22 protein-coding genes and 1 tRNA gene are annotated in these 26,572 nt (G+C 61.2%); 4 read left to right on the top strand and 19 right to left on the bottom strand.

The genetic code is table 11. From position 1 onward, the window contains the following. Positions 1–144: 144 nt before the first annotated feature. The 4 genes from P9236_RS27425 to obgE all read right to left on the bottom strand — a co-directional run bounded on the left by P9236_RS27425 (position 145) and on the right by obgE (position 4,432). A complete protein-coding gene (locus tag P9236_RS27425; protein WP_278077748.1) occupies positions 145–732 on the bottom strand; it encodes a nicotinate-nucleotide adenylyltransferase in 588 nt (195 codons plus the stop codon). A gap of 163 nt (positions 733–895) precedes the next feature. Then, the gene (locus P9236_RS27420) at positions 896–2,182 is read right to left on the bottom strand and encodes a glutamate-5-semialdehyde dehydrogenase (protein WP_278077747.1); all 1,287 of its coding nucleotides are present in this window, start codon (positions 2,180–2,182) and stop codon (positions 896–898) included. Positions 2,183–2,258: 76 nt separating this feature from the next. Further along, positions 2,259–3,398: a glutamate 5-kinase gene (proB, locus tag P9236_RS27415; RefSeq protein WP_278077746.1), complete on the bottom strand. Its 1,140-nt coding sequence runs from the start codon at positions 3,396–3,398 to the stop codon at positions 2,259–2,261. Beyond that, on the bottom strand, positions 3,395–4,432 hold the full coding sequence (obgE, locus tag P9236_RS27410) for a GTPase ObgE (protein ID WP_278077745.1): 1,038 nt from the start codon (positions 4,430–4,432) through the stop codon (positions 3,395–3,397). Before obgE ends, proB begins: the two co-directional genes overlap by 4 nt. 203 nt (positions 4,433–4,635) lie before the next feature. On the opposite strand from obgE, the gene P9236_RS27405 reads away from it, so the two are divergent. After that, positions 4,636–5,499 (top strand): endonuclease/exonuclease/phosphatase family protein, encoded by an 864-nt coding sequence (locus P9236_RS27405; protein ID WP_278077744.1) that lies wholly within the window; start codon positions 4,636–4,638, stop codon positions 5,497–5,499. 143 nt (positions 5,500–5,642) lie between these two features. Here the strand turns inward: P9236_RS27405 and P9236_RS27400 are convergent, their stop codons facing one another. From P9236_RS27400 to rplU, 3 genes are all read right to left on the bottom strand, one after another. After that, complete coding sequence (locus P9236_RS27400; RefSeq protein ID WP_278077743.1) at positions 5,643–6,230, bottom strand: GNAT family protein; 588 nt, start codon at positions 6,228–6,230, stop codon at positions 5,643–5,645. Between the two features lie 125 nt (positions 6,231–6,355). Continuing rightward, the gene (rpmA, locus tag P9236_RS27395) at positions 6,356–6,625 is read right to left on the bottom strand and encodes a 50S ribosomal protein L27 (RefSeq protein WP_059189273.1); all 270 of its coding nucleotides are present in this window, start codon (positions 6,623–6,625) and stop codon (positions 6,356–6,358) included. Positions 6,626–6,744: 119 nt separating this feature from the next. Further along, positions 6,745–7,440, bottom strand: a complete 696-nt coding sequence (rplU, locus tag P9236_RS27390) for a 50S ribosomal protein L21 (protein ID WP_278077742.1) — start codon at positions 7,438–7,440, stop codon at positions 6,745–6,747. Positions 7,441–7,767: 327 nt separating this feature from the next. On the opposite strand from rplU, the gene P9236_RS27385 reads away from it, so the two are divergent. Next, positions 7,768–7,857 (top strand) — tRNA-Ser (locus P9236_RS27385). Between the two features lie 114 nt (positions 7,858–7,971). Then, positions 7,972–9,294: an integrase gene (locus P9236_RS27380; protein WP_063169217.1), complete on the top strand. Its 1,323-nt coding sequence runs from the start codon at positions 7,972–7,974 to the stop codon at positions 9,292–9,294. Between the two features lie 1,453 nt (positions 9,295–10,747). Here P9236_RS27380 and P9236_RS27375 read toward each other — a convergent pair. The 12 genes from P9236_RS27375 to P9236_RS27320 all read right to left on the bottom strand — a co-directional run bounded on the left by P9236_RS27375 (position 10,748) and on the right by P9236_RS27320 (position 24,906). Further along, positions 10,748–12,649 (bottom strand): EAL domain-containing protein, encoded by a 1,902-nt coding sequence (locus P9236_RS27375; protein ID WP_082826564.1) that lies wholly within the window; start codon positions 12,647–12,649, stop codon positions 10,748–10,750. Between the two features lie 175 nt (positions 12,650–12,824). Beyond that, entirely contained in the window at positions 12,825–14,006 is a 1,182-nt protein-coding gene (ubiM, locus tag P9236_RS27370; RefSeq protein WP_024502870.1) for a 5-demethoxyubiquinol-8 5-hydroxylase UbiM, read from the bottom strand. A 280-nt stretch (positions 14,007–14,286) separates the two neighbouring features. Further along, a complete protein-coding gene (locus P9236_RS27365) occupies positions 14,287–14,904 on the bottom strand; it encodes a hypothetical protein (RefSeq protein WP_063169219.1) in 618 nt (205 codons plus the stop codon). A 728-nt stretch (positions 14,905–15,632) separates the two neighbouring features. Further along, positions 15,633–15,788: a cbb3-type cytochrome oxidase assembly protein CcoS gene (ccoS, locus tag P9236_RS27360; RefSeq protein ID WP_081714250.1), complete on the bottom strand. Its 156-nt coding sequence runs from the start codon at positions 15,786–15,788 to the stop codon at positions 15,633–15,635. Positions 15,789–15,793: 5 nt separating this feature from the next. Next, positions 15,794–18,073 (bottom strand): cation-translocating P-type ATPase, encoded by a 2,280-nt coding sequence (locus P9236_RS27355; protein WP_063169220.1) that lies wholly within the window; start codon positions 18,071–18,073, stop codon positions 15,794–15,796. Further along, positions 18,070–18,567 carry a FixH family protein gene (locus P9236_RS27350; RefSeq protein WP_063169221.1) on the bottom strand — a complete coding sequence of 166 codons (498 nt, stop codon included), beginning with the start codon at positions 18,565–18,567 and terminating at the stop codon, positions 18,070–18,072. The genes P9236_RS27355 and P9236_RS27350 overlap by 4 nt, the downstream gene beginning before the upstream one ends. Continuing rightward, positions 18,564–20,123: a cytochrome c oxidase accessory protein CcoG gene (ccoG, locus tag P9236_RS27345; protein ID WP_063169222.1), complete on the bottom strand. Its 1,560-nt coding sequence runs from the start codon at positions 20,121–20,123 to the stop codon at positions 18,564–18,566. Before ccoG ends, P9236_RS27350 begins: the two co-directional genes overlap by 4 nt. A gap of 167 nt (positions 20,124–20,290) precedes the next feature. After that, positions 20,291–21,154 carry a cytochrome-c oxidase, cbb3-type subunit III gene (ccoP, locus tag P9236_RS27340; protein ID WP_063169223.1) on the bottom strand — a complete coding sequence of 288 codons (864 nt, stop codon included), beginning with the start codon at positions 21,152–21,154 and terminating at the stop codon, positions 20,291–20,293. Between the two features lie 2 nt (positions 21,155–21,156). After that, positions 21,157–21,306 carry a cbb3-type cytochrome c oxidase subunit 3 gene (locus P9236_RS27335; protein WP_024502864.1) on the bottom strand — a complete coding sequence of 50 codons (150 nt, stop codon included), beginning with the start codon at positions 21,304–21,306 and terminating at the stop codon, positions 21,157–21,159. An 11-nt stretch (positions 21,307–21,317) separates the two neighbouring features. Then, entirely contained in the window at positions 21,318–22,049 is a 732-nt protein-coding gene (gene ccoO, locus P9236_RS27330; protein ID WP_063169224.1) for a cytochrome-c oxidase, cbb3-type subunit II, read from the bottom strand. After that, positions 22,049–23,668, bottom strand: coding sequence for a cytochrome-c oxidase, cbb3-type subunit I (gene ccoN, locus P9236_RS27325; RefSeq protein WP_063169225.1), 1,620 nt, complete (start codon positions 23,666–23,668; stop codon positions 22,049–22,051). The genes ccoO and ccoN overlap by 1 nt, the downstream gene beginning before the upstream one ends. Before the next feature lie 494 nt (positions 23,669–24,162). Further along, on the bottom strand, positions 24,163–24,906 hold the full coding sequence (locus P9236_RS27320) for a Crp/Fnr family transcriptional regulator (protein WP_024502861.1): 744 nt from the start codon (positions 24,904–24,906) through the stop codon (positions 24,163–24,165). A gap of 152 nt (positions 24,907–25,058) precedes the next feature. Between P9236_RS27320 and hemN the strand changes: the two genes are divergently transcribed. Beyond that, positions 25,059–26,408 (top strand): oxygen-independent coproporphyrinogen III oxidase, encoded by a 1,350-nt coding sequence (gene hemN / locus P9236_RS27315; protein ID WP_063169226.1) that lies wholly within the window; start codon positions 25,059–25,061, stop codon positions 26,406–26,408. Positions 26,409–26,572 lie beyond the last annotated feature (164 nt).

The following is a 26,572-nucleotide window of genomic DNA, read 5'->3' as shown; positions in this document are numbered from 1 at the left end:
CTTGTGGGAGAAGGTGGATTGCCGCGAAGCGGCAAGACGGATGAGGGGTGCTCCATCGGAGTGAGACGCTGGCGTTCGCCGGAACACCCCTCATCCGTCGCCTTCGGCGACACCTTCTCCCACAAGGGGAGAAGGTAAAAGCGCTCAACCCTTCCCCGCATTGCGGATCGCGGTGGAGGAGAGCGACGAGCGCGGGCCGTGGATGAAGGTCCAGGCCGGCGCCCGCATGCGGGCGAGCAGCGGCGCGTCGCCCTCGTCGATGCGGGCGTAGTCGAAGGTCTTGGCGACGACCGACGACAGGAAGGAGAGCGTAGCGCCCGGGCGGTCGATGACCGCGATCGGGAAGGTGAGCACGATCTCGCGCCAGCGCTGCCAGCGATGGAAATCGCGCAAGCTATCCGCGCCCATGATCCAGACGAAGTCGACACCCGGATTGCGCGCCTTGATCAGCGCCAGCGTGTCGGCGGTGTAGCGGACATGATGCGCCGCCTCGAAGGCGGTGACCTTGATTTTCGGATTCCTGGCGATCTTTTCCGACAGCACGATGCGTTGGGCGAGCGGCGCCAGCTCATGTGCGCTTTTCAGCGGATTGCCGGGCGTCACGATCCACCACAGCTGGTCGAGCGCCAGCCTTCTCAGCGCGATCTCGGCGACCAGCGCGTGACCGGCATGTGGCGGGTTGAACGAACCGCCGAACAGGCCGACGGTCAGTCCCCTGCCGGCATGCGGCATGCGAAGGTAGGAGATGGGAACGAGGTGCCCGCCCTTCCCCTTGTGGGGAGGGTCGATACGCGCAGCGGAGCGGGGTGGGGGTATCGTGGAATTCAGCTTCGTACCCCCACCCGGCTCGCGAAGCTCACCACTCTCCCCACAAGGGAGAGGGTAAGACCCGCAGTCAAGGCCTCACCTGTCCCGACCCGCGCACACGGTATTTGAACGAAGTCAGTTGCTCTACGCCGACCGGTCCGCGCGCATGCATCTTGCCGGTGGCGATGCCGATCTCGGCGCCCATGCCGAACTCGCCGCCATCGGCGAACTGCGTCGAGGCGTTGTGCAGGAGGATCGCCGAGTCGATCTCGTTGAAGAATTTTTCGACTGCGTGCGCATCCTCGGCGACGATCGCCTCGGTATGGTGCGAGGAGAAGGTCTCGATATGCTCGATCGCGCCGGCGACGCCGTCGACCAGCTTCACCGCGATGATGGCGTCGAGATACTCCGTCACCCAGTCGGCATCGGTCGCCGGACTGGCATCCGAGAAAGCTTTCATCACCTCGGCGTCGGCATGGATCTCGCAGCCTGCGGCGCGCAGCGCTTCGAGGATGGGCACCAGATGCGTGGATGCCACCGCGCGGTCGACCAGCAGCGTCTCGGCCGCGCCGCATACACCGGTGCGCCGCATCTTGGCATTGACGGCGATCTTGACCGCCATGCCGAGCTCCGCCGAGCGGTCGACATAGAGATGGCAGATGCCTTCGAGATGCGCGAACACCGGCACCCTTGCCTCGTTTTGCACACGCCCGACCAGGCTTTTTCCTCCGCGCGGGATGATGACGTCGAGATTGCCGCCGAGACCTTTGAGCATCTCGCCGACGGCGGCGCGGTCGGTGGTCGGCACCAGCTGGATGGCATCCTGCGGCAGGCCGGCGGCTTTCAGCCCTTCGACCATGCAGGCATGGATCGCCGAGGACGAATTGATCGAATCCGAGCCGCCGCGCAGGATCACCGGATTGCCGGCCTTGAGACAAAGCGCGCCGGCATCGGCGGTCACGTTCGGGCGGCTTTCATAGATGACGCCGACGACGCCGAGCGGCGTGCGCACGCGCTCGATGTGGAGCCCGTTTGGCCGGTCCCATTCGGCGATGACGTCGCCGGCCGGATCCTTGAGCGCGGCGATCTCACGAATGCCGTCGGCCATCGCCTTGATGCGCGACGGCGTCAGCTTCAGCCTATCCATGAAGGACGCTGAAAGCCCGGCTTCCTCGCCGTTAGACATGTCGACGGCGTTGGCCTCGAGGATCGCCTGCTCGTTGCGCAGGATGGCGTCGGCCATGGCGGCCAAGGCGTCATTCTTGGCCTTGGTGGTGGCGACCGCCAGCGGTCGGGCAGCAGCGCGGGCGCGGCGGCCGATATCGGCCATCAGCGCCACCGTGTCTTCCCCGGATTTTTCATGCAGCTTCAGCATGGTTCATCCTCCGCTGGGTCTTCCTTTTATCGCAATTCCGGACGGAAAACCGCGTCACACTTTTCCTGGAATTGCTCTAATCGCTGGCCAATACTTGGTCGCCGGCGACGCTTACCACAAGGTCGTCGCGATGGATCATCGCCGAGCGCGCCTCGTAGCCGAGCACGGTTTCGATCTCGGCCGTCTTCAAACCCGCGATCCTTACGGCATCGGCGGCATCATAGGCAACCAGCCCGCGCGCGATCTCGCGGCCATCGGCCGACAGGATCGCCACCGTGTCGCCGCGCGAGAAATTGCCGCTGACGAGCTTCACGCCGGCCGGCAGCAGCGACTTGCCCGATTTCAGCGCGCCGACCGCGCCGGCATCGACGGTGAGCCGCCCGGCCGGCTCGAGCTGGCCGGCGATCCAGGTCTTGTAGCCCTTCACCGGATTGGCGCTCGGACGGAAGAAGGTCGCGCGCTCGCCGCGCTCGATCGCCATCAGCGGCGACAGCCGCGTGCCGGAGGTGATGATCATCGCCGTGCCGGCGGCATTGGCGATCTTGCCGGCGTCCAGCTTTGTCCGCATGCCGCCGCGCGACAGTTCGGAAGCGGCGGCACCTGCCATCGCCTCGATGTCGGGGGTGATGCGGTCGACCACCGGGATGAACTTGGCTTGCGGGTCCTTGGCCGGCGGCGCCGTGTATAGCCCGTCGATGTCGGAGAGCAGCACCAGAAGATCAGCGCCCATCATGGTCGCCACGCGGGCCGCCAGCCGGTCGTTGTCACCGTAGCGGATTTCCGAGGTCGCCACCGTGTCGTTCTCGTTGATCACCGGCACCGCCTTCATCTTGAGCAAGGTCGAGATCGTCGCGCGCGCATTGAGGTAGCGGCGGCGCTCCTCGGTATCGCCGAGGGTCAGAAGGATCTGCCCCGATTTCAGCCCGTTCTTGCCGAGCGCGTCCGACCAGGCGCCGGCGAGCGCGATCTGACCGACGGCGGCTGCGGCCTGGCTCTCCTCGAGCTTCAGCGCCCTTTTTCCCAAGTCGAGAATGGTGCGACCGAGTGCGATGGCGCCCGACGAGACGACGAGCACCTCCGCGCCGGCTTCGGCGAGCGCAGCGATGTCGTCGGCCAAGGAGGTCAGCCAGTCGCGCTTCAAGCCGCTCGCGCGGTCGACAAGCAGCGCCGAGCCGATCTTCACGGTGATGCGCCGGTATGTTTTCAGCGATTTCATGGGTTTTGCTGCCAGCGCGTATCGACAGGAGCGGGGATGGCGTCGCGGGCCTCGGCCACCACCGCCATCAGGGCGCGCAGAACGGCCTCGACGCCTTCGCCGGTGACGGCCGACAACAGCATCGGCGCGCGGCCGGCAGCGCGCTTCAGCGACGCCGCCTTCTTCTTGCGGGCGTCCGCGTCGAGGATGTCGACCTGGCTGAGCGCGACGATCTCGGCCTTCTCGGCCAGCCCGTGGCCATAGGCTTCGAGCTCGGCGCGCACGACCTTGTACGCCTTGCCGGGATTCTCCTCCAGCGCCGAGACGAGGTGGAGCAGCACGCGCGTGCGCTCGACATGGCCGAGAAAACGGTCGCCGATGCCGACGCCTTCATGCGCGCCCTCAATCAGGCCTGGAATATCGGCCAGCACGAATTCGCGACCGTCAATGCGGGCGACGCCAAGGCCGGGATAGAGCGTCGTGAAAGGGTAGTCGGCGATCTTCGGCTTGGCGGCGGTGACGGCTGCGAGGAAGGTCGACTTGCCGGCATTGGGCAGGCCGACAAGGCCGGCATCCGCGATCAGCTTGAGCCGCAGCCAGATGCTCAATTCCTCGCCCGGCTGGCCCGGATTGGCGCGGCGCGGCGCCTGGTTGGTCGAGGTCTTGAAATGCTGGTTGCCGAAGCCGCCATTGCCACCCTTGGCCAGCAGGAAGCGCTGGCCGACCTCGGTCAGGTCGCAGATCAGCGTCTCGTTGTCCTCGGCAAAGACCTGGGTGCCGGCCGGCACCTTCAGTGTCACGTCGGCGCCCTTGGCGCCGGTCATGTTGCGGCCCATGCCGTGCATGCCGGTCTTGGCCTTGAAATGCTGCTGGTAGCGGTAGTCGATCAGCGTGTTCAGCCCATCGACCGCTTCCGCCCAGACATCGCCGCCGCGGCCGCCGTCGCCGCCGTCCGGGCCGCCGAACTCGATGAATTTCTCGCGCCGGAACGACACCGAACCGGCGCCGCCGTCGCCGGAACGGATGTAAACTTTGGCCTGGTCGAGGAATTTCATCGGATTTTCGAGGTTTCTGCTGATTGCTTTGCGCGATTGCTCTAAACCAAGGCGGGGCCAAGGGCGAGGCTGTTTTGCGACGAAAGCGCTGGCACACGCTTTTGGGCACGCGGTGAACATCCCAGCACTGCCCGATTGGGAATAATTCCGCGCGGCGATCGTTTCCGGTTTTCGCCGCCCCGGGTCAGTGTTGGAGTAGCGGAATGCAGCTCGTCACCTACAACATCCAGTACGGTATCGGCCTCGACGACCAATACGATGTCGGCCGCATCGCCGACGCCGTGCGTGGCGCCGATGTCATCGCCCTGCAGGAGGTGACCCGCAACAACCCGCGCAACGGCGACCGCGACATGGTGGCCGAGATCGGCGAGGCGCTGCCGGACTATTTCGTCGCCTATGGCAGCAATTTCGAGGTCAATATCGGCTCGCGCCTGGATGCCGGCCGCGCCGTCACCCGGACCTTCCAGCTCGGCAACATGGTGCTGTCGAAGACACCCATTCATCTGTCGCGCAATCTCCTCTTGCCGCGCAGCCGCAGCCTGGAGCGGATGAACTTCCAGCGCGGCGCGCTCGAGGCGCTGATCGAGACGCCGCTCGGTTTCATCCGCTTCTACTCCACCCATCTCGACCATCGCAGTCCCGTCGAGCGTCAGGGCCAGATCCGTTTCCTGCGCCAGCGCCTGCTCAACTATGCGCTGGAAGGCGGCGGGCTTTCCGGCATTCCCGAGATCGGATTGCCGGACCTGCCTTATCCGGAGGCCTTCGTCGTCATGGGCGATTTCAACATGCTGCCCGGATCGCCCGAATATGTCGAACTCGCCGGACGCCCGGACCATGAATTCGGCATGCCGCTCACCGCCGACCTCGCCGTCGACGTCGCCCAGCGCCTTGACGTTTCCGATCTCGTCACCTGGATCGACCCCAAGCAGCCCGACGATACCGGCCGCCACAAATGCATCGACTATGTCTTCACCAGCGCCTCGCTCGCGGGCTCGCTGAAGCGCCTGTGGGTCGACCGGCAGGCGCGTGGATCGGATCACCTGCCGGTCTGGGTCGAACTGAGCTGAGCCCAACCGCGGAGGCCCCTCATCGGCCGCTTCGCGGCCACCTTCTCTCGGGAGGAGAAGATGTAGACGCCGGCGCTTCAAACTCCTCTCCCCACGGGAGAGGTCCGGGTGAGGGGCGCTTGCTCAACCTTCTGAAGCAATCATCAAAAGTGCACCCAGTTGCGCAGGCTGGTCCAGGTCTTGCGATCCAGCCGGTAGCGCTCGACCGGCACCTGACCGGCGACGATCGAGTTCAGCATGCCCTGGCCGGCATACTGGAAGCCGCACTTGTGGATGACGCGGCGGGAGGCCGGATTGATGACCCTGGTCGAGGCATGCAGCACCTGGATCGAGGTCTTCTGGAAGGCGAGGTCGACCAGCGCATGCGCAGCCTCCGTCGCATAGCCGCGCTTCCAGTAGGGTTCGCCGATCCAGTAGCCGAGCTCCAGCCCGCGATCGGTGATGTTGAGCCCCGCGCAGCCAACGAAGGTGCCGGTGCCGGCAAGCGTCAGCGCGTAGACGATGCCGGCGCGGCGGGAGGCCGCCATGGCGAGGAAGGCTCTGGCTTCGGCTTCGCCATAGGGATGCGGCATGCGGGCCAGCATTTCCGCGACATGTCGGTTGTCGGCCAAGGCAACGAGTTGCTCGACATCGCTCTCGCGCGGGGCGCGCATGACCAAGCGCTCGGTGGCGAGCACCGGGCAATCGATCGCGTAACTTTCGTCTTCGGTGTCTTCCGCTTCGGCAACCATTTTAGTCCTCCAGGGCAAAGAAAAATGAAAAAGGAGAGATGGAAGCCCATCTCTCCTGATCCTTTTCCTGGCCTGGCCAGACACCGGTTCCCGAGATGGGCGCCGGTGTTATGGTGCGGAACCGGCTACTCCGCTGCTTTGGTAATCGGGTTTACCGACACGTAGGTTCGGCCGTTGGCTTTCTTGTTGAAGGCGACTGCGCCTGCCTCGAGTGCGAAAAGGGTGTGGTCCGTGCCCATGCCAACGTTGGTGCCCGGATGCCATTGCGTGCCGCGCTGACGAATGATGATGTTGCCGGCAACGACTGCTTCGCCGCCGAACTTCTTCACGCCGAGCCGCTTGGAGTGCGAGTCGCGACCGTTGCGCGACGAACCGCCAGCTTTCTTGTGTGCCATCTAACTAACTCCGATGCGCCGTGAGGCGCTTGAATGGTCTTATGAACGCGTTCGCGTTCCGTTTCAAGTGCGTACCGGCGATGATTGTCGCCGGCCCGTCTTAACTTTCTTCGCTCGTCTTACTTCTTCGCCAGTTCCTTGGCCTGCTCGCGCCAGTCCTTGATCTGGTCGGCGCTGAACGGCATGTGCTCGTCGATCTTGGCGACATCCTTGTCGGTGAGCTTGGCGAGCTGCGCGAAGGTGACGATGCCCTGTTCGGCGAGGTCCTTCGCCGCGACCGGGCCGATGCCCTTGATGACCGTGAGGTCGTCCGGCTCGCCCTTCGGCGCCTTGAACAGCGGAGCGGCCTTGGCCTCTTCGCTCGAAGCCTCTGCCTTGGCTTCCTTCTTGGCCTTGGCCTCCTTCGGCGCGGCTTCTGCCTTCGCCCCGGCGGCGACCTCGGCCTTGGCCTCCGGCGCCTTGGCCTCGGCCTTGGCGGCGGCCTTCTTCGACGGCTTGGCGCCGCCCAAGAGGATCTCGGAGATCCTGACGGTGGTCAAAAGCTGCCGGTGGCCGATCCGGCGGCGCGAATTCTGGCGGCGGCGCTTCTTGAAAGCGATGACGGTGCGGTTCTTGCCCTGCTCGACGACTTCCGCCGTGACCATGGCGCCATCGACGAACGGCGCGCCGAACGTCACGTTCTCGCCCTCGCCATGCGCGAGCACCTGGCCGATCTCGACGATCTCGCCGACCTTGGCTTCGACTTTCTCGATCTTCAAGAGATCGTTGGCGGCGACGCGATACTGCTTGCCGCCCGTTTTGATGACTGCGAACATTTTTTGCCTTTCGCTGTTCGGTCGGCCTTGATGAGCCGCCTGAAGCGGTTCGGCCGTCTTTTTGTCAGTCTGCGGGTTCAAAAAACAAGCGGCGCGGAGAAGCCCCCACGCCGAATGCGGGCTGTCCCTAACCGAAGGTTGCGAAAGAGTCAAGGCAAGCGGACCCTGCTCTCGGAGAATGCCGCGAGCCGCATTGCCGGCGAAGATCGTCGTCGCCTCGCCGACGCTTTTCCAAGAAGCGGGAAATCGGTCGAATAAGGCCTTGTAACTGCGGCAGCCAGCCGTTATCTAGTGCGCCGCGCCGACAACGGCCGACCATGACCTCGCGGAGAGGTGGCAGAGTGGTCGAATGCACCGCACTCGAAATGCGGCATACTCGCAAGGGTATCGGGGGTTCGAATCCCTCCCTCTCCGCCATTTAGCTTCCATAAAAATCCTTTCCTTTCAAAAGCTTCCTTGTTGCGCTTGACCAGCACGAAGCGAAACATATCTTAGACTGTGTAACAAACTGTGTAACATTAGAGAAAGATAATGCGACGTTCCGCAGCGCCAAAGCCGCATAAACGTGAAGGCATCTGGTATCTCGTCCGCAGGGTGCCGAAGGAATTCGCGGCGTTTGATCGCCGCTGCCTAGTACGCATTTCCACGGGCGTCGCCGTGGCTGACGATCCCCGCGGTGTACGGGCGCGAGATGCAGTGCAAAGCCTCGGCGCGGGGCTGGAGGCGTATTGGCGTAGACTGCGGGAAGGCCAATCCGCCGAGGCGGGGCTGCGTTTCGAAGCCGCGAGGAAGCGCGCGCGGTCATTTGGATTGGCCTATCGCACTAACGAGGAACTAGCAGCGGGGCCGCTCGACGAACTCATGGCCCGTATCAAGCTGCTCCTCGACAAAAAATCGATCGAGGACGCGCAGGACGTCTCGGCCGTCATGGGTGGGGAGAAGCGGCCAGCGGTCCGCCTGAGCGGTCTTATCAAGGAATTCGAGACGATCGAGCAACAGAACTTGCTGACCATGTCGCCCAACCAAATCAAGAAATGGCGTAACCCCAAAAAGCGCGCAGTTGCCAATCTGGTTGGAGTCATTGGCGACAAGGAGATCGCAAGCCTCACTCGGGACGACGCAATCGCGTTCCGCGAGTGGTGGCAAAAGCGGATCGTTGAGGATGGACTTGATATCGGTACGGCCAACAAGGACATCGGCCATGTTTCGAAAATGCTGCGCGTCGTCGATCTGACTCACCAGCTCAAGCTGGAGCCGGTTTTTCGAAACCTGCGTCTTTCCGGCGCCGTCCCCGGGCAACGCGCTGCGTTCACAGCGGAGTTCATTCAGGAGAAGATACTCGCTGAAGGCGCGCTCGACGGACTCAATGACGAAGCCCGCCATCTAATCTATGTGATTGCCGATACCGGACTCAGGCTTTCTGAAGCGGCAAACCTCACCACCGAAACAATCCACCTCGATCGAGAAATCCCGCATGTGCGGGTGCGCCCCAATGGCCGTCGCTTGAAGACCGGTCATTCAGCCCGTGACATTCCCTTGGTTGGCGGCGCACTTGCAGCCATCAAGCTCCATCCGGACGGCTTTCCTCGTTATCGCGACAAGGCCGCGTCACTTTCAGCGCTCGTCAACAAGGTGCTCGCCAGCAAGGAACTTCTGCCGACTTCCGAGCATAGTCTTTATAGCCTGCGACACACTTTCGAGGACCGGCTGACGGCAGTTGAGGCGCCGGAGAAGGTAATTGCTTCTCTGATGGGCCACAAATGGATCCGGCCCAAATACGGCGCGGGACCTTCGTTAGCGCAAAAGCGCGAGTGGCTCCAAAAAATCGCTTTTACCCCGCCCGGGCGAATGTGATTGCGGCGCCATCCAGGCCTTGAGAACCAACCTCACGGCTCCAGCTGTCCGAGCCATTTAGGTTGAGCGTGGCCAGCACGCGCTGCGCTCGCTCGCGATTTCCGAGCTTCCGCCGCATTTGTTCGACCTCGTATTCCAGCCTTTCGAAGGTCGGTATATAGGCATCTCCATGCCGGATGACCAAGTAGGCGGCAACAGCTAGACACCATTCTAGCTCCGTGGCCGATGGATCGGAAAAAGGGGCGACGCCATACCAAGACGAGCAACGCCTCTCGAGGGCTTCCGAACTAGGCAAACGGCCAGCATGTGGCATGGGAAAGAAACCTATGCCTGATCGACGAACCTAAAGTGCTCACGAAGCTTGACCGGTACGCGGGCCATCGGAGGGTTCTGCCTAAAACCGCCAAAAATTTTGAAACACCCATTCATCCGGCTCGAATTCAAAGGGATCGGCGATTTTTGGGTTATGGCTTGCAAGCATAGTTCAGCCCAGACAAGAACGCCTGATATCTTGTCGTGCACTGTCACCCTGCCAAATATGGTGCCGGCGACAACGGCAGTTTGGCGAGCAGAAGAATTCCCGAGACTGAGACGTTCTACGGCTTGGCCCATGTTCGCGCTCCTCCTCGATTGGAGACAGGATGGGCCATATGGAAGCGAATAAAAGGAGGTTGGTGACGAGTCTCGGTAGTGGAGTAGAAACGGGTGGAAAAGCTTGCGCTATTCGCCATCGGCGCCGCTAAGCGCATTTGAGAGAAGGGGCAGCGATCGCCAAGAGATGACGTCCGATCGCAAGCCGGCTAGAAATGCGACAGTGACGCGCCTTTTTTGGCACGACCTTAGCACCCGATCGGGCCTCAGCTGGTCGTCGTTGCGCAGCCGATCGGGTGCGATTTTTATAAAGCTCTCTTGGCTTTAGCTTTGAGAGCCCGTCATCGAGACAAATGCAAGGGAACGGTCCGCCCCCTGGGGACATTCGACATGCCGTGGCAGCTTCCTATGGTGAGCCAGCGCATTCCGATACACGTTTTCCGCGCTCTACCGTTGCTCCAGCACCTGTGCTGAGGCTGAGCGCTTGATCAGGACCCGACCGCTGCTGTTGCGGGATGGTGACTGGGTTGAGGTCGCGAAGACCTTGACCGCGGGTACGTTGTTCATCCCGATGAGCGCTGAGCCGAGAAGCAGCCAAGAACGCTTCCCGTAATCGAATCCTACGGGAACCGCGAAACCAGCGTCCAAAGGACGCAATTCTCCGACGTCGTTCACTCAAGCTCATCTCGCAACTTGAACGCTTGTATGAAGCCGCTGCATGTGCGCCGGTGGACCGGATTGCTGCTATCCAAACCACGTGCTCAGTTTCGCCCCCGTAATAACTCTACCGTCCGAAACGGCTTTCGCGCGTCAGGTCCACCCCACATGAAAGTTCCGCGAGCAGCACGGACGGAGAGGCCGGTCACAACTCCTTCGCGTGCTCTTTTACTACCGAATCAAGTGCCAAATGGAGAGGCACTGCCTTAGAGAACAGGAAGCCCTGCGCGGTTCTGCAGCCAAGCTTGTACAGAGTTTGCCGATCTGCCTCTGTTTCAACGCCCTCGGCCATGACCTCGATCCCGAGCGTCCTACCAAGATCAATCACCGCTTTGACAAGCAGCCGATTCTCCCGGGACTTGGCTAAGCCGCGAACGAAGCCCTGATCTATTTTCACCTTCCTGATCCGACTGTCCTTGAGCGATGCCAACGTCGAAAAACCGGTGCCGAAGTCATCGAGCGCGATAGAAATGCCAGCATGTGAAAGCCGGGCGAGCTTTTCATCCACTCTGTCCGGATCCACTGGGGCTTCTTCGGTAATCTCGATGTCGAACATCGTTGCAGGGAGGTCTTTTGCCGCCAGACCATTAAGAATCATCTCGTCAATATCGCCAGCTTCCAACTCGCACGGTGAAACATTCATCGCCACACGAACATCACGACGGTCAGCTTTGACCAAGCCCTCGATAAGAGCGCAACAGTCGGCGAATACCGTTTGAGTTAGCAGCTGAAGCATTCCAGTTTCGCGTGCCGCTGTCATGATCTCGGGCGGAGAAATGGGACCGTGAAGCGGGTGAGACCATCTTAGCAAGGCTTCAAAACTGACGACGGCTTCAGTTTCGAGTCTTACGATTGGCTGAAACCAAGCGACCAAGCTTCTCATCGTTATCGCCGAATGAAGATCGCGTTCGATTGACTGGCGGCGTTGCAACTCCCGGGCTAGCTCGGCATCGAACAGACAAAATTCATTCCTGCCGCGGCGCTTAGCTGTGTAAAGGGCGATGTCGGCCCGCAACAACATTTCCGTTAGTCCGGGGTTTTCAGCCAAGTAGATTCCTATAGACGCTCCAATGCGGACTGATGCGATCCCAGGATAGGGGCGAGCAAGCTTGGCTATGAGATTGGACGCGAGATTGGTGGGAGAAGGAGAATTCTTTCGCGAAGAAAAAACCAGCACGAATTCATCCCCACCGATGCGGGCGAGCGTTGAGCCCTCCGGTGCTTCTTCCTCTATTCGGCGGGCGATCCTGGCAAGCAGCTCGTCACCCGTTCTGTGACCGTAGGTATCGTTGACAGATTTGAACCCGTCCAGATCAATCAGCATGGCCACAAAGGGTCCATCGGTGTTCTCAAACTGATCGATTGCATGTTCGAGGCCCCGCCTGTTGAGGAGCGCGGTAAGATGGTCCTCCCTGGAATTGCGCTCCATTTCCGCGGCAAGCCGCTCGGCTTGATGTCTCAGGCGGCTCGCGTCACGGAAGCGCGCTTGTCCAACGAACGAGGATCGAACCAGGCCGCCCTCGAAAAGCAGGACGGCAAAAGCCAGAATGTAGTTTTCCGGGGCTCCCTTCGTCAGCAAACATGCGGCGGCAATGAGGAGTGGCGGTGTGATGAAGCATATCGCTGCCGCAGCATATGAGCTGCCGTACGTGACCGCGCCAGCTGAAATGCCCGCCAGAATTATTAGATGCAGCGATGCTTGAGACGTCGTGTATCCAGCCGTTAGGACGGCAAGGAATGACCAGGTGAATCCCGCCAGAAGAGCAAGCCTGCCAAACCAGCGAAGCCGCAGCCAAACCCGTGTCAGATCATCCTGGACTCCGGGTTCCTTCAGCTGATGACGGGCGAGTGCAAGGCGGGCGGCATTTATCGCATTAACGACCGAAAACCAGGCCGCGCCAGCAAGACCGTTCCCGGAAAGGGCCTGCACGGTCAAAATCAGCCCGGACAGCACAATGCTTATCGGCATTGAGACGAAAAGGCCTGCCCTCAGATCAGCGAGCTGGTCCTGAAGGATTCTCGCCTCCAGCGGATCTTCTTTTTCCAAGGCTGGACGGGTCAGCTTGCTTACTCCTGCTTGTCCGCAGCCTATGCAGCCCCCCTGAAGGACGGGTTAATTCTTCAATCGGAGATCAGCGTCGGGGAGCAGGATTACTCCGGTGCATCATGCACTCTCTCATCGCTCGCCCAGCACGCGCAAAAATGCGACTGCTGGTGCAGTATCACCGCTGGAGCTCCGCCGAAATCCCATGCCGGACAAGGGGAACATGTTGGGCAAAGCGAAGCCCCAGATGCCTTGCAAGCCGTGCCGCCAGGTGGTCTCTGGAGTAGAGTCCAACCAATATGTTCGTTGCATGGTAGAGCGGCGCCGCCGACAGGCGCAGCCGCCTTTCGTATATATGCAGCATGTCGGGGTCGCCAACATTGCGGCCGTCGCGGCACGCAGTCATGATTCCACGGGCGAGTTGCTTCTGGCTGCTGAGACCGATGTTGAATCCGTGAGCGGTCACCGGGTGCATGCCGATGGCAGCGTCGCCGATGAGTGCGGCGCTCGGCGCCCGGAATTTGTGCGCCCAGGTCGTGACCAGCGGATAGGTGTGGCGCTTGCTTGCCAAGGTCATTTTTCCAAGGCGCCCTCGACACCGTTTCGTCAACTCCGACAGGAACAAATCATCATCGAAGGCAAGCAGTCTATAGGCCTCGTTTGAGCGCAATGTGAGCAGCAGCGACGACATGCCCTCCGCGAGGGGCAATATCGCTATCGTCTGATGGTGATCGAACCATTCGATGGCGATCTGGTGGTGGGCGCGCTCGTGCCTCACTCGGCAAATCAGCATCGAGTGGCCAAGCCGGTTGATATCGGCGCCGATGCCTAGCAGATCACGCGTGGCGGACAAACGCGAATCCGCGGCAACAACCAGCCGAGCAGTTAAACGCGCGCCATTAGAGAGCGTTACGACTGCTCCTTCTTGGCTGTTTGTTGCATCGACGACCGAGTGGCCGCACAACAGCCGGGCGCGATCCTGCAAGCGGACGATTTTGAACAGCGCCTCGCGGATCCGGCAATTTGGAACCAAAACCCCCAGCGGTTCTCCAGAGTTGCTGGGAGGATCGAAACGAAGAGCGAATGCGCTCGAGCCGTTGAGCACGCGCGCGCCTTGAAGTGCTGATTTGTCCGAAGCCGGGATGACATCCCAGGCGCCGAGCTCGCGAAGGGTTCTGATCGAAGCGTTGGTCAGCGCGATTTCGCGACCATCGAAAGCCGGATTCGCCAGACTATCGAATGTGTTCTGTTCAACAACTGCCACCTTGAGTTCGCTTTGGGCAAGCGACGCAGCGAACGAAAGGCCGACCGGGCCGGCTCCAACGACAACGATGTCAAAATTATCGTCAGAGCCCATCAGCGTGCCGCCATCCGGTCGCCTATCCTCGTGTAACGGTGGAACTGAGCCGAGTGACATGAGCTCCGTGCCCGCCGCATTGCCTAAAGGCGCTGGGCCGGGAGATTCGCATCGATCGGCAACGAAGCACTCAAAGCGCTCAGAGGTGGATGCGGCTAACCGATCCCGCCCTTTCGCCGCGCAGCCGCGCAGATCGCCGCCAGCAAGCGAGACACTCGCGACGCTGGTCAGCGACGGCCGCGCCGCATCGATCGCCACATTCCACCTGGAACCCTTGCGCATACTACTCACGCTCCACGACGTCGAAGCGGGCTCTCTTGCGAGGGTGAGGGTATCGAACGTAGCGCTCTCTCTCGTCATCCCAGCCAAGGTAGCGGAAACTTTTATCCACGACCGCGCATATCTCATCAAGAACCTGCTGCATGGCTTCGATGTCGATGTCCTTGCAATTCAGTCGCCGATAGAGCAAAGCCCACGCGGCGACATAGTCGTCGAAATAGCGCGCGTCACTCGAACCAATGATCAACTTCGGACGGTTGATCGATTTCGAAAACGCACGTCCCAACCCCGATGATGCTCCGCAGCACGTTGACATCACGAGGATCTTCGGCGCTGGATGCGAGCCCTGGAACATTTTTACGAAGTCAGCCCAAAGAAGGCCACTTCGCCCACTGGACGAAGCGATCCCGTCACCATTGCCGTGCCCGGCGATGTGAAGCACGTCGCACTCCGCCTCCATCGCTCGTACTACAGCCTCACCAAATTTCGTTCGGTTCAACGCCATTTGGAGCTCCGCGCGGATGTTGACAGCCTTTAACAAGTGCTGCACGATCGGTCCCTCTTGCCTGTCGGCGAAGTAGTCATTTGCATTGTGGCAGTCGATGATGTGTACGGTGTTCATGGTACTCCAGCCGCTTGTTCGTTCATCGTCGTGACGAGCGGACACCACGCGCGCGGAACCGCGTGACGTGCGCTGGGTTCCGGTACCGTCGCATAGCCTCAAGGCGCGGGCCGGGAATCGGGATGGATCGGCAACGACGCACACAACCCATCAAAGGCGAAAGCTGTTGATCGGCCCCCTGTCCGCGCAAGCCACGCGGATGGTCAGCCAGCAAGCGAGATACACACGACGCCGGTCAGCTAATGGCTGCGCCGTAAGCACAAGGCATGGCCGACCACACGACAGAAAACCCAGAACCGTGAAGGTGCTGATAATGACGACCAATCTTTCCGTAAGTCATGCATTTCTCCGTCGAAGACTGGTCAATAGACCACGCCGATGAGTATGACCCTGATCTGGATCAGCCAGACATGACCAATCGGCACTGGCGGTTCACGGTCAGGTGATCGACCGTGACGTTCCACTTTGGAACCCGTGCGCACATTGCCAAGCTCTCGTCCGGCCACGCGAGGTACTCTCGTGGCATCACACGCCTCATACTGGGTGCAATGGGAGGCAGTCCTTCGCACGACAGAGGCTTTTCACAAATGTAGTGTGCAGCTTAGGTCAAGATGGTCATGGAGCATGGAGCATGGAGCATGGAGCATGGAGCATGGACAGCTTGTTCCCGACCGAGCCGGCTCGACTGACGAGCGCGATCCGCGCATCTTATGCACAGCGGATTGAAATCAGCGTTCCGGTTTGTCGTCCCGATCAATTAGTATCCGCTCGGCGGCTCCGTCGAGATCTTCGTATTGACCGCTTCGCAATGCCCAGACGAAGCCGGACACACCCAGTGCACCCAGAAAAAGGGCCACTGGTATGAGATAGAGCAACGTCGTCACGAGGATTATGCCGAATAGCTGACTGCGGAGCGTCCGACTTTTTGAATAACTTGCAGCGTCGCATTCGCCCCGAAGCCGTGCAAGCGCAATGCGTTTCCAATAACAAGCACCGATGAGGCAGACATGGCAATCGCCGCTAACAAAGGCGTGGCGTGGCCCAGGATGGCGATCGGCACGGCGACGGCATTGTAGACGATCGCAATCGCGATGTTCTGGCGGATCAGGTGTCCCGCCTTGCGCGAGACGTCCAGCGCGAGAGGCACTGCCAGAAGGCTTTCGCGCAGGAATACGAAGTCGGCGGCATTGCGGCCAATGTCGGCGGCGGTGGCCGGAGCGATCGAGACATGCGCCGCGCTCAGCGCCGGCGTGTCGTTGAGGCCGTCGCCAACCATCAGAACCTTGTGTCCGTCTTTCGCCAGGGTCTCGATGCGCTCGACCTTGCCCGACGGCAGCAGGCACGGAACGAAGTCCTCGACACCCAGCATTCTTGCAACTTCACCGCAGGCACCTGCGGTATCGCCCGACAGCATTTGCATCGACACCCCAGTATCGTTCAATCGCTTGATCGCCGCCGCCGCGTCGGCGCGCAGCGCATCCTCGAAATCGAAGGTCGCGACAATGAACCCGTCTTTTGTCAGCACCGTTCCGCCATAGCCATGGTTGCCTTCACCACCGGTCCGGGCCTTCCATCCAGCCCATCCGCGTCGACCCAGCCGCCAGATGCTTCCGGCGACAGTGGCTTCGATCCCGAACCCCGGATGCTCTGTGACGGCATCGAATTTGTGTTGCCCGCCAGGAGCGGCAAAGCCGGTTATGGCCTTTGAAAACGGGTGACGCGAGTGCGCGGCCATGTCTGCCGCGATTGCCAGCATGGCCGGATCGATCGACGATGCATTGAGGAGCCGGGGTTGTCCGAGCGTGAGCGTTCCGGTCTTGTCGAACACTGCGTTATCAATCGTCGCCAGGCGCTCCATGGCCGAACCGTCCTTGACCATGATGCCGTTCTCGAACAGACGCCGCGCGGCGACCACCTGAACGATCGGTACGGCGAGGCCGAGCGCGCACGGGCAGGTGATGATCAGAACGGCAATGGCGATCGTCATCGCCCGGTGCCAGTCGCCCGTCGCCGCCATCCAACCCAGGAATGTCACGAAGGCGGTGAGATGAACCACGGGCGCGTAGAGTGCCGACACGCGATCAGCGATGCGGCGATAGTGCGCGCGACCGCCCTCTGCGGCTTCCATCAGCCGAACCATTTCGGCGAGGAACGAATCCTTCGCGGCGGCGGTCGCCTCGATCGTCAGCGGGCCGGTAAGATTGAGCACGCCGGCCTGCACGGCTTCGCCCGGCGCCACGTTTTTCGGCGCGCTTTCGCCTGAGGCCAGCGAGCAGTCGAGATCAGACGCTCCGTGGATGATCTTGCCGTCGACGGGGATCCTTTCACCGGCCGCGATCAGCAGCTGCATCCCCGGTTCGATCTCGCCAACCGGCAGATAGTCGCGCGCGCCATCGCCGCGCAGCACCATGGCGCCGCGTGCGGCCAGCTGCGACAGGCCTTTCACCGCGGTGCGGGCACGTTCGCGCATCACGTGATCCAGCGTCCTGCCGATCAAAAGGAAAAAAAGCAGCGAAACCGACGCGTCGAAATAGGCGTGGTCGCCATGGTTGATCGTCTCATAGAGGCTCATGGCGTAAGCGAGCGACACTCCGACCGCGATCGGCACGTCCATGTTCATGCGGCCGTGGCGCAGTGCATTCCAGGCCGAGCGGAAGAAGATGCCGCCGGCGAAGGCGAGCGCTGGGATGGCGATCAATGCGGAGACCCAGTGAAACAGGTCGCGGGTAGCCCCTTCGGCCCCGGACCAGACAGAGACCGAAAGCAGCATGATATTGCCCGCCGCGAACCCGGCAACCGCGACGGCGCGGATCAACTCCGAAAGCGTCCTGTCCTTTTCATCAATCTCGGGGGCGAAGAGATGCGCCTGGTAGCCGAGCCGTCCAAGCGCGGCGACGAACGGTGGAACCTCGTCGCCACGCCAGCGGACCGAGACCCGTTTCGTCGACAGGTTGACGCGGGCGCTCTCGACGCGATCGAGCGTTCCCAACGCCGTCTCGATCGTCTGGATACAAGCTGCGCAATGAACGCTCGGCACCGAAAGATCGGTTTGGCGGAGATCATCTCCAAGCGATCGGCTCGCCAGCCTGATCTCTTGACTAGACGGCAGGACCGACGTGGTGCTGCCCAGATCAAGCGCCATTTCGGCGCCCGGTGCACAACAACTCATTTCAGCGCTCCATGGGAAATCATGATCCTGCGGACTTCGCGGTAGGGCTCGGCCAGACCGGCGTCAGCGTCGACTTCGACGATCCAGACGCCATCCTTCGGCATGTGCTGGGCTGCGAATTCCTGGCCGGAGGCGAGGGCGAGGTTGACCGCCTTGTCCTCTTTCTCGTAGGCGGGATGGCGAAACAGCACCTTGACGCCATGCAAGGCAATCGGCTTGCCGACGGCGTCGGTAAGGCTATAGCGGACCTCGCCCCATGCGATGGTCAGCTTGCCGGTCCAGCCGAGCGCTGCCTGCGCCCGCCCCTCCTCGGCCTTCTTGTTGAACTGCTGGCTCGCCACATAGGTGTTTTCGACGACAAGGCCGGTCCAGCTCGTGTTGGCGAGCGTTGCCATCGTCAGATTGACCGCGATGACCACCCCGAAAAAGGCTAGGATGATGGCCAGCATGTGCCTGCCGGTGAATACGCGGGGTTTTTCAGCGTTAGCGGTCATCTGGCAGTCTCCGGCGCGTTGAAGGTGGCGGTGTATTCGTCCGCCTCGAAGCTCGCCTTGTCCTCGACACGGAACTTGAAGGTCTGCGCTGTGCCCTGGATTTGATCCGCCGGCTGGCGCACGAAGACCTTCAGCATTTTCAGGCGGTCGGGTTCGACCGGAATGGCAAAAGAACGGCCTTCCGGGATGTCGTCGCCGACCACGCTCATCTCGGCGCCCTGCAAGCCTTGAATCGCGACAACGATCGTCCTTGGCTCGGGGATCATGTTGAGCAGCTTGACGGTGTAGCCGTTGCGGATCGAGCCGTCGGACAGCGTGACAAATTGCGGATTGCGATCATGCAGCACGTTGACTTCGAGCCGATCGCGCGTCAGCAGCGAATAGAGCAGACCCAGGCCGATCAGCGACCAGATACCCATGTAGACGTAGGTGCGTGGCCGAAAGATCTTGCGGATATGGAAATGCGCCACCTTGTCGGAGAACAGGCCATCAGCGGTCCTGACCTGCGACGGGTTGACTGAACTGGAGCCGCCCGCGGTCGCCAGCATCATGTTGGCGTTGTAGTCGGACAGTGTCGCATAGGAGATCAGCCCGCGCTCCTTGCCGAGCTTGTCCATGACCCCGTCGCAGGCGTCTATGCACAGCGCGCAGGTGATGCATTCCATCTGCTGGCCATCGCGGATGTCGATCCCCATCGGGCAGACCGCGACGCAGGCATTGCAGTCGACGCAGTCACCGACCGGCAGCCCTGCGGCAAGGACCTTCTTGGCGTGGCGAGAACGCGGTTCGCCGCGCCAGTCATTGTAGGTGACGGTGAGAGAACTTTCGTCGAGCATCGCTGCCTGGATGCGCGGCCATGGGCACATGTAGGTGCAGACCTGCTCGCGCATCAGACCGCCGAACGTGTAGGTGGTAGCCGTCAGCACGGCGACAGTGATGTAGGCGACGGGTGGCGCGGTGCCGGTGAAGAGTTCGCCAACCAGCGTCGGCGCATCGGCAAAATAGAAAATCCAGGCGCCGCCGGTCGCCGCACCGATGACCAGCCAGACGGCGTGCTTCGATAAGCGCAGCATCAGCTTGCGGGCGGTCCAGGGGCCTGCATCGAGTTTCATGCGAGCGTTACGGTCGCCCTCTATCGCACGTTCGACGACGAGGAACAGATCGACCCACACCGTCTGAGGGCATGCATAGCCGCACCAGGCACGGCCGACAGTCGAGGTGATCAGGAAAAGACCGACGCCCGCCATGACCAGGAGGCCGGCCACATAGAAGAATTCCTGGGGCCATATCTCGATGAAGAAGAAGTAGAAGCGCCGGTTCGCGAGATCGAGCAGGACTGCCTGGTCCGGGGCAAATGGACCGCGAGCCCAAGGCAGCCACGCAGCCAGGTAATAGATGCCAAGTGTGATCGTCATCACCAGCCATTTGAAGCGACGAAAGTTGCCCGAGGCGCGCTTCGGAAAGATCTTTTGACGCGCGGCATAAAGCGGCTTGCGGGTTTTGGCGGAATTGACAGTTTCTGTTTCGAGCCCTGTCAACTGCGTCTTGTCACGCATGTGCAACTCCACTTTCCCAGCCAATGTCAGGGGCACCTGTCGTAAAGCCTCGCCGTAGGATAGCCTTGCCGGGTTGTGCAGATCGCATTAGGGATGGTGTCGAGGCCCGGCTCACGCCGGGCCTCGTCCGCTTGGCAGGGGGGACCGAAGAATAGGACCTTCCATTCCTATTCTCCGCCGCCAAGCGAATGGACATAAACTGCAAGTTCCTTGACCTTGATCTCGCCGAGACGGCCAACCCAGGCCGGCATGACGCCCTGTTTTGGCGCACGGACCTGTGCGGCGATGGCTGTCTCACCGGATCCATAGAGCCAGATCGCATCGGTCAGGTCGGGGGCGCCGAATTCCCTGTTGCCTTTTGCATTGTCGCCGTGACAGGCCACGCAATTCTCGGCAAAGACCTTGGCGCCGGGTTGGATCAGACTTGCATCGCGGACCTTGCCGGAAAGGCTGGCCACGTAGGCGCTGACTTGTGCGATCTGGTCGGCGGTAATGATGTCGCCGAAGGCCGGCATTTCCGACAGGCGCGTGTCCGGATCGGATGCGAAGCGGATGCCGTGCGTAATCGTCTGCTGGATCTGCTCGGCCTTGCCGCCCCACAGCCAGTCGTCGTCGTTGAGATTGGGAAAGCCCTTGGAACCCTGGGCGCCGGAGCCATGACATTGTACGCAATTGACCTTGAAAGCGGCGCCACCGGCGGCGATTGCGAATTCGCGCAGGCCGTCGTCCGCGGCGATTTCCGAGACGCTCTTGGACTCCACCGCCGAGATATATTTGCCCTTGGCGGCCTCAGCCGCGGTCAGCTCGTTCCTGACCTCGTTGCGGCTGGAATAGCCGAGCACACCCGTTGTCGCCGAGTGCAACAGAGGCCATGCTGGATAGGCAATGGTGTAGCCTATCGCCCAGACAATGGTGACGTAAAAAGTGATAACCCACCATCTGGGAAGCGGGTTGTTCAGCTCCCGGATACCATCCCATTCGTGGCCGGTGGTCGAGACGCCAGAGATTTCATCGATATGCTCGTCGCTCATGATCACTCGTCCTCGAGCGGAATGCGGGCCGCTTCGTCGGCCAGCCTTCGGCTGCCGGGGCGTAGGGCAAAGGCGATGCACCCCACGAAGAACAGCGCCATCGCAACCAGGCCCCAGCTGTCGGCAAACGCCCGCATCAAATTGTAGGTCATCAGCGTTCTCCTCAGCGGTAGCCGGCGGCTTCGTCGTAATTTTTGAAGTCGACCAGTGTGCCAAGCATCTGCAGGTAGGCGAGCAGGGCATCCATTTCGGTGACCTGTTGCGGGTTGCCGTCGAAGTCGCCGATCTTGGCTTTTGGGTAACGCGCCTCAAGGCCTGATGTGTCGGCATTGGGATCGGCCTGCGCCGCCAGATCCGCATTGGCGTGGGCGATCATGTCATCGGTGTAAGGGACGGCTACAAGCCTGTTGGCGACCAGATGCGTCGAGAAATCCTTCACGTCGATCGGCGTGTCTTTCAGGAACCCATAGCTCGGCATGATCGATTCCGGCACCACCGAGCGCGGGTCGGTAAGATGCGCGACATGCCATGCATTCGAGTAGCGGTCGCCAACTCTGGCGAGATCCGGCCCGGTGCGCTTCGATCCCCACTGGAAGGGGTGATCGTACATGGACTCGGCAGCCAGGCTGTAGTGGCCATAGCGCTCAACTTCGTCGCGGAACGGCCTGATCATCTGGCTATGACAGAGGTAGCAGCCCTCGCGCATATAGATGTTGCGCCCGACAAGTTCGAGCGGCGAATAGGGGCGCATGCCTTCCACCTTCTCGATCGTGTTGTCGAGATAGAAGAGAGGCGCGATCTCGACGATGCCGCCGACCGTCACCACGAGCAGCGAGCCAACGAGAAGAAGCGTGGCGTTCTTCTCGATGATTGCGTGTTTGTCCATCAAGCCCATTACCTGGCTCCTGATCGCGCAGGTCGGATGGCGACGGGGCTCGGCATCGGCTCCTCCTCGCGCTGGTGGCCGAGGATGGTCCTGGTGATGTTCCAGGCCATGATCAGGGCGCCGGAGAGGTACATGGCGCCGCCGATGGCGCGCAGGACATAGTAGGGGTGCATGGCGGCGACGGTTTCGGCGAAGGAGTAGACCAGGAAGCCCTGCTCGCCATATTCGCGCCACATCAGGCCCTGCATGATGCCGGACACCCACATCACCGCGGCGTAGACGACGATCCCGAGTGTCGCCAGCCAGAAGTGCCAGGTGACGAGCCTCAGCGAGTAGAGCCGTTGACGGTTCCAGAGCTTCGGGACCATGTAGTAGATCGCGCCGAACGAGATCATGCCGACCCAGCCGAGCGCACCCGAATGGACGTGCCCGATGGTCCAGTCGGTATAATGCGACAGCGAATTGACCGCCCGGATCGCCATGATGGGGCCTTCGAAGGTCGACATGCCATAGAAGGCGACGGCCATCACCATCATGCGGATGATCGGATCGGTGCGCAGCTTGTCCCAGGCGCCGGACAGCGTCATCAGGCCGTTGATCATGCCGCCCCAGGACGGCATCCACAGCATGATCGAGAACACCATGCCGAGCGTCTGCGCCCAATCGGGCAAGGCGGTGTAGTGCAGGTGATGCGGCCCGGCCCAGATGTAGAGAAAGATGATAGCCCAGAAATGGACGATCGACAGCCGGTACGAATAGACTGGCCGGTTCGCCTGCTTGGGCACGAAATAATACATCATGCCGAGGAAGCCGGCGGTGAGAAAGAAGCCGACCGCGTTGTGGCCGTACCACCATTGCGTCAAGGCGTCCTGGACCCCTGAAAAGGCGGAGTAGCTCTTGGAGCCCGGGAACGAGACTGGTATGGACAGGTTGTTGACCACATGCAGCATCGCGATGGTCACGATGAACGACAGGTAGAACCAGTTGGCCACGTAGATATGCGGTTCCTTGCGCTTCAGGATCGTGCCAAGGAACAGAATGAGGTAGGCGACCCAGACGATGGTCAGCCAGACATCCACATACCATTCGGGTTCGGCGTACTCGCGGCCCTCGGTGATGCCGAGCAGGTAGCCGGTCGCGGCCATGACGATGAACAGCTGGTAGCCCCAGAAGACGAACCAGGCGAGATCACGGCCGAAGAGGCGCGCGCGGCAGGTGCGCTGCACGACATACAGAGACGTGCAAAGCAGCGCGTTGCCGCCGAAGGCGAAAACGACACCGGATGTGTGCAACGGCCGCAAACGACCGAAATTGAACCAGGGCTGGATGTTGAGATCGGGGTAGGCGAGCTGCAGCGCGATCACCACGCCGACCAGCATGCCGACGACACCCCAGAACACGGTGGCGATCGCGCCGTAGCGGATCGGACCATCCATGTAAGCGGATGGGTCAATCGGAGCTGCTGGCCTGAACTCCGTGTTGCGCAACAGGATCGCAGTGAAACCAGCCACTGCGAAGAACAACACCCACATGTGTCGGCGGAAAGGTTCATCCACGCCGAAGCCGGCGGCCACCAGGGCCGCAAAAGCGAACACGCTTAGAAGGACGATCTCTGTGCCGAATTTCATTGCAGATCCCGATCTCGAATCTGGTGGATGCCAAATCCGCAGCGCACTAATCGCGCAGCCGCCGCCCCCTCGCCCTGATCTATGTCAGGCCGCACGATTTTGTGCGGCGCAATCAGCAGGTGGCGAATGAACGAGGAACGCAGCGCGGGCTCACTCCCTCATGGAAGGCGTTCCCTGGGTTGGGCGGGCGCAGACGCGATCGCTGAGGCGAAAGCTGAGGCTCTGCGCGCGTTGGATGCTATTGCCGATGCCCTGCCAAACGTTGTTCGGATCCCATTGGAAACGAACGCGATCGTTCCGCCGAGCCGTGGCAGATTAAGGACCATGCTTCGCCGGTATGTGCCGAAACACACCTGGCGATTGGTCACGTTCCTATCAAAGCCCGAAAGCTGTTTGTCTCGACAACCGTGACGCCGCTTCGTCGAAGGCGCGGCGACATCGCATTAAAAGGCAAACACGGCCCGCCCCGGAGTCATGCGACATGGCCTCGCCGCTTAGGGCCGCTCGCGTCCGCCGCCACAGCGCTTCTCCAGACGGCTTATGCTGTCCACCGTCACATGGCGTGCGTTCTCAATCCGAATCACCCCGTCAGCCCGCAATCGCGTCAGTTGGCGGCTCACGGTCTCGCTGGTGATTCCAAGGAAATCAGACATTTCGGCACGCGTCAGCGGCAGATCGAAGGAGGCCGACCCGGAAGCCGCATCGAGACTGGAATCGATATTCCGGGCCATCATGAGGAGAAAAGTCGCCACCTTTTCCGGAGCTGTCTTGCGCCCCAGCGTCACCATCCACTCGCGCGCCTCATCGAGTTCATTCAGCGTCTGTTTGAGCAGGCGATGCTCGAATTCCCGTGACGCCTTCATCATCCGTTCGACGGCCGCTCGCGGAAACGAACACAGCGTGACTGCTGTTGCCGCTTCCGCATTGATCGAGCTTTCCTCCTTGAAAGGACGTCCCAGAAAATCCGGTGCAAACTGGAGACCGACGATCTGCTGGCGCCCATCCGACAGGCTCTTTGATAGCTTTACCACGCCTGAAAGCACGTTGGAGTAGCTGTCGACGTTCTGTGCCTCGCCGGTCAACTCCATTCCTGACTCGATCCGGCGACGCGAGCAAGTCTTGGCGAGCCCAACCAAATTGTCTGGATCGAGCGCACCGCAGACACCGCGACGCCGTGCCTCGCAAGGGAAGCAAAGAACAGGAATGCCGGAACTATGAATGTCTTGCCGAAAGGTCATGCGTTCGCCTTACCCGATCCTAACTGCCGGCAGGATACCCATCCAGGGTAGAGAAATCCTGCGGCGGTTTGTCCATGAGCGCGGCTGATCGAGATCAGGGTCTGCTTCAGCGATGCGTGCAGTGTTCCGGCGGGCAACACGGTGAACGCGAGATGCAATCGGAAATAGCTGTCAAACTCAGCGAGAACGTCCCACGCTACACCAGCTATCCGACGGCGCCGCATTTCCATTCGGGGATCGATGCTGCCATTTACCGTGGCTGGTTGGAGACGCTGGAAAGCGGCGACGAAATCTCGCTGTACCTGCACATTCCTTACTGCGACAAGCTCTGCTGGTTCTGCGCCTGCCACACCAAGCAGACGCACCAATATGAGCCGGTGGCCGCTTATCTGCGCTCGCTGAATGCCGAAATCGTCACGATTGCCGGTCTGGTGAGCGGCAAGGCACATGTCCGTGCAATCCACTTCGGTGGCGGTTCGCCAACTATTCTGAGGCCCGATGATATGGTTGCTCTTGGAGCGGCCTTGCGGGACAGCTTCGACCTTCTCCCGGATGCTACGGTCAGCATCGAAATCGAAACCAACGACATGGACAAGGCGCGCCTTGATGCACTTGCTCAAATCGGCGTAACGCGGGCGAGCCTCGGCGTGCAGGATTTCGATCCGCAAGTGCAAAAAGCAATTAATCGTGAGCAGAGTTTTTTGCAGACCAAGGCAGTCGTCGACGGGGTTCGTTCGCGGGGCGTCGAATCGGTCAATCTGGACCTGCTCTACGGGCTCCCGAATCAGACACGCGAGACGATCTGTTCCACGGTGGCGCAGGCACTGACCTTGGAGCCAGACCGGATGGCCCTGTTCGGCTACGCACATGTGCCCTGGTTCAAGAAGCATCAGACGATGATCGACGAGGCATGGCTGCCGAGTCCCACTGAGCGTTTCGCCCAATCTCAACTCGCGGCGCGGGCAATTGTCGCCAAGGGATATGAGGCAATAGGACTCGATCATTTCGCGAAGCCCGACGATGCGCTGGCCATAGCGGCCCGCGCAGGGGTTTTGCATCGCAATTTTCAGGGCTACACTGAGGATCGCTGCCCGACACTGATCGGACTTGGCCCTTCGTCCATCGGTCGTTTTCGCCAAGGCTACGTGCAGAACATGGCTTCGACTGCCGGGTACGGGCGCATGGTTGCGGATGGCGGGTTGGCTGCCGTCCGCGGCGTTGCCCTTTCCGACGACGATCGCGTCCGTGGCTGGATCATCGAGCGGCTGATGTGTGATTTTGCCTTCTCGGCAGTCGACCTGGTGGAGCGGTTCGGCAAAGCCGGCGAGCAGCTCCTTCATCGCTCGAGGTCCATCGCACTCCACGATCCTGCCCGAGCGCTTGAATTCGATGGTGACAGTTTCCTCGTACGGACTGAAAGTCGCCCCTTCATTCGAACCATCGCGGCCAAGTTCGATACATATTTCAAAGGGGGAACGGCGAGGCACTCGGTGGCGGTCTGAGCAAAGCACAGTGCGCTCGCCGTTTGGTCGATCGGCGAACCAGCTGCGTTCGTTTTGACCGCTCATAGGCGACTACCGCATCAAATCGTCGACCGTGAACAATCCGAGCCCTAAGCGGCGACCGGCTTCGGCCGGATTTGAAGCAGGGCAATCAAGAGCGACAA

The organism is Mesorhizobium sp. WSM4884 (assembly GCF_029625675.1).
In the GTDB taxonomy this organism is placed as follows: Bacteria; Pseudomonadota; Alphaproteobacteria; order Rhizobiales; family Rhizobiaceae; genus Mesorhizobium.
The sequence above is the reverse complement of the archived record's forward strand: the minus strand, read 5'-3'. Positions and strand labels throughout refer to the sequence as shown.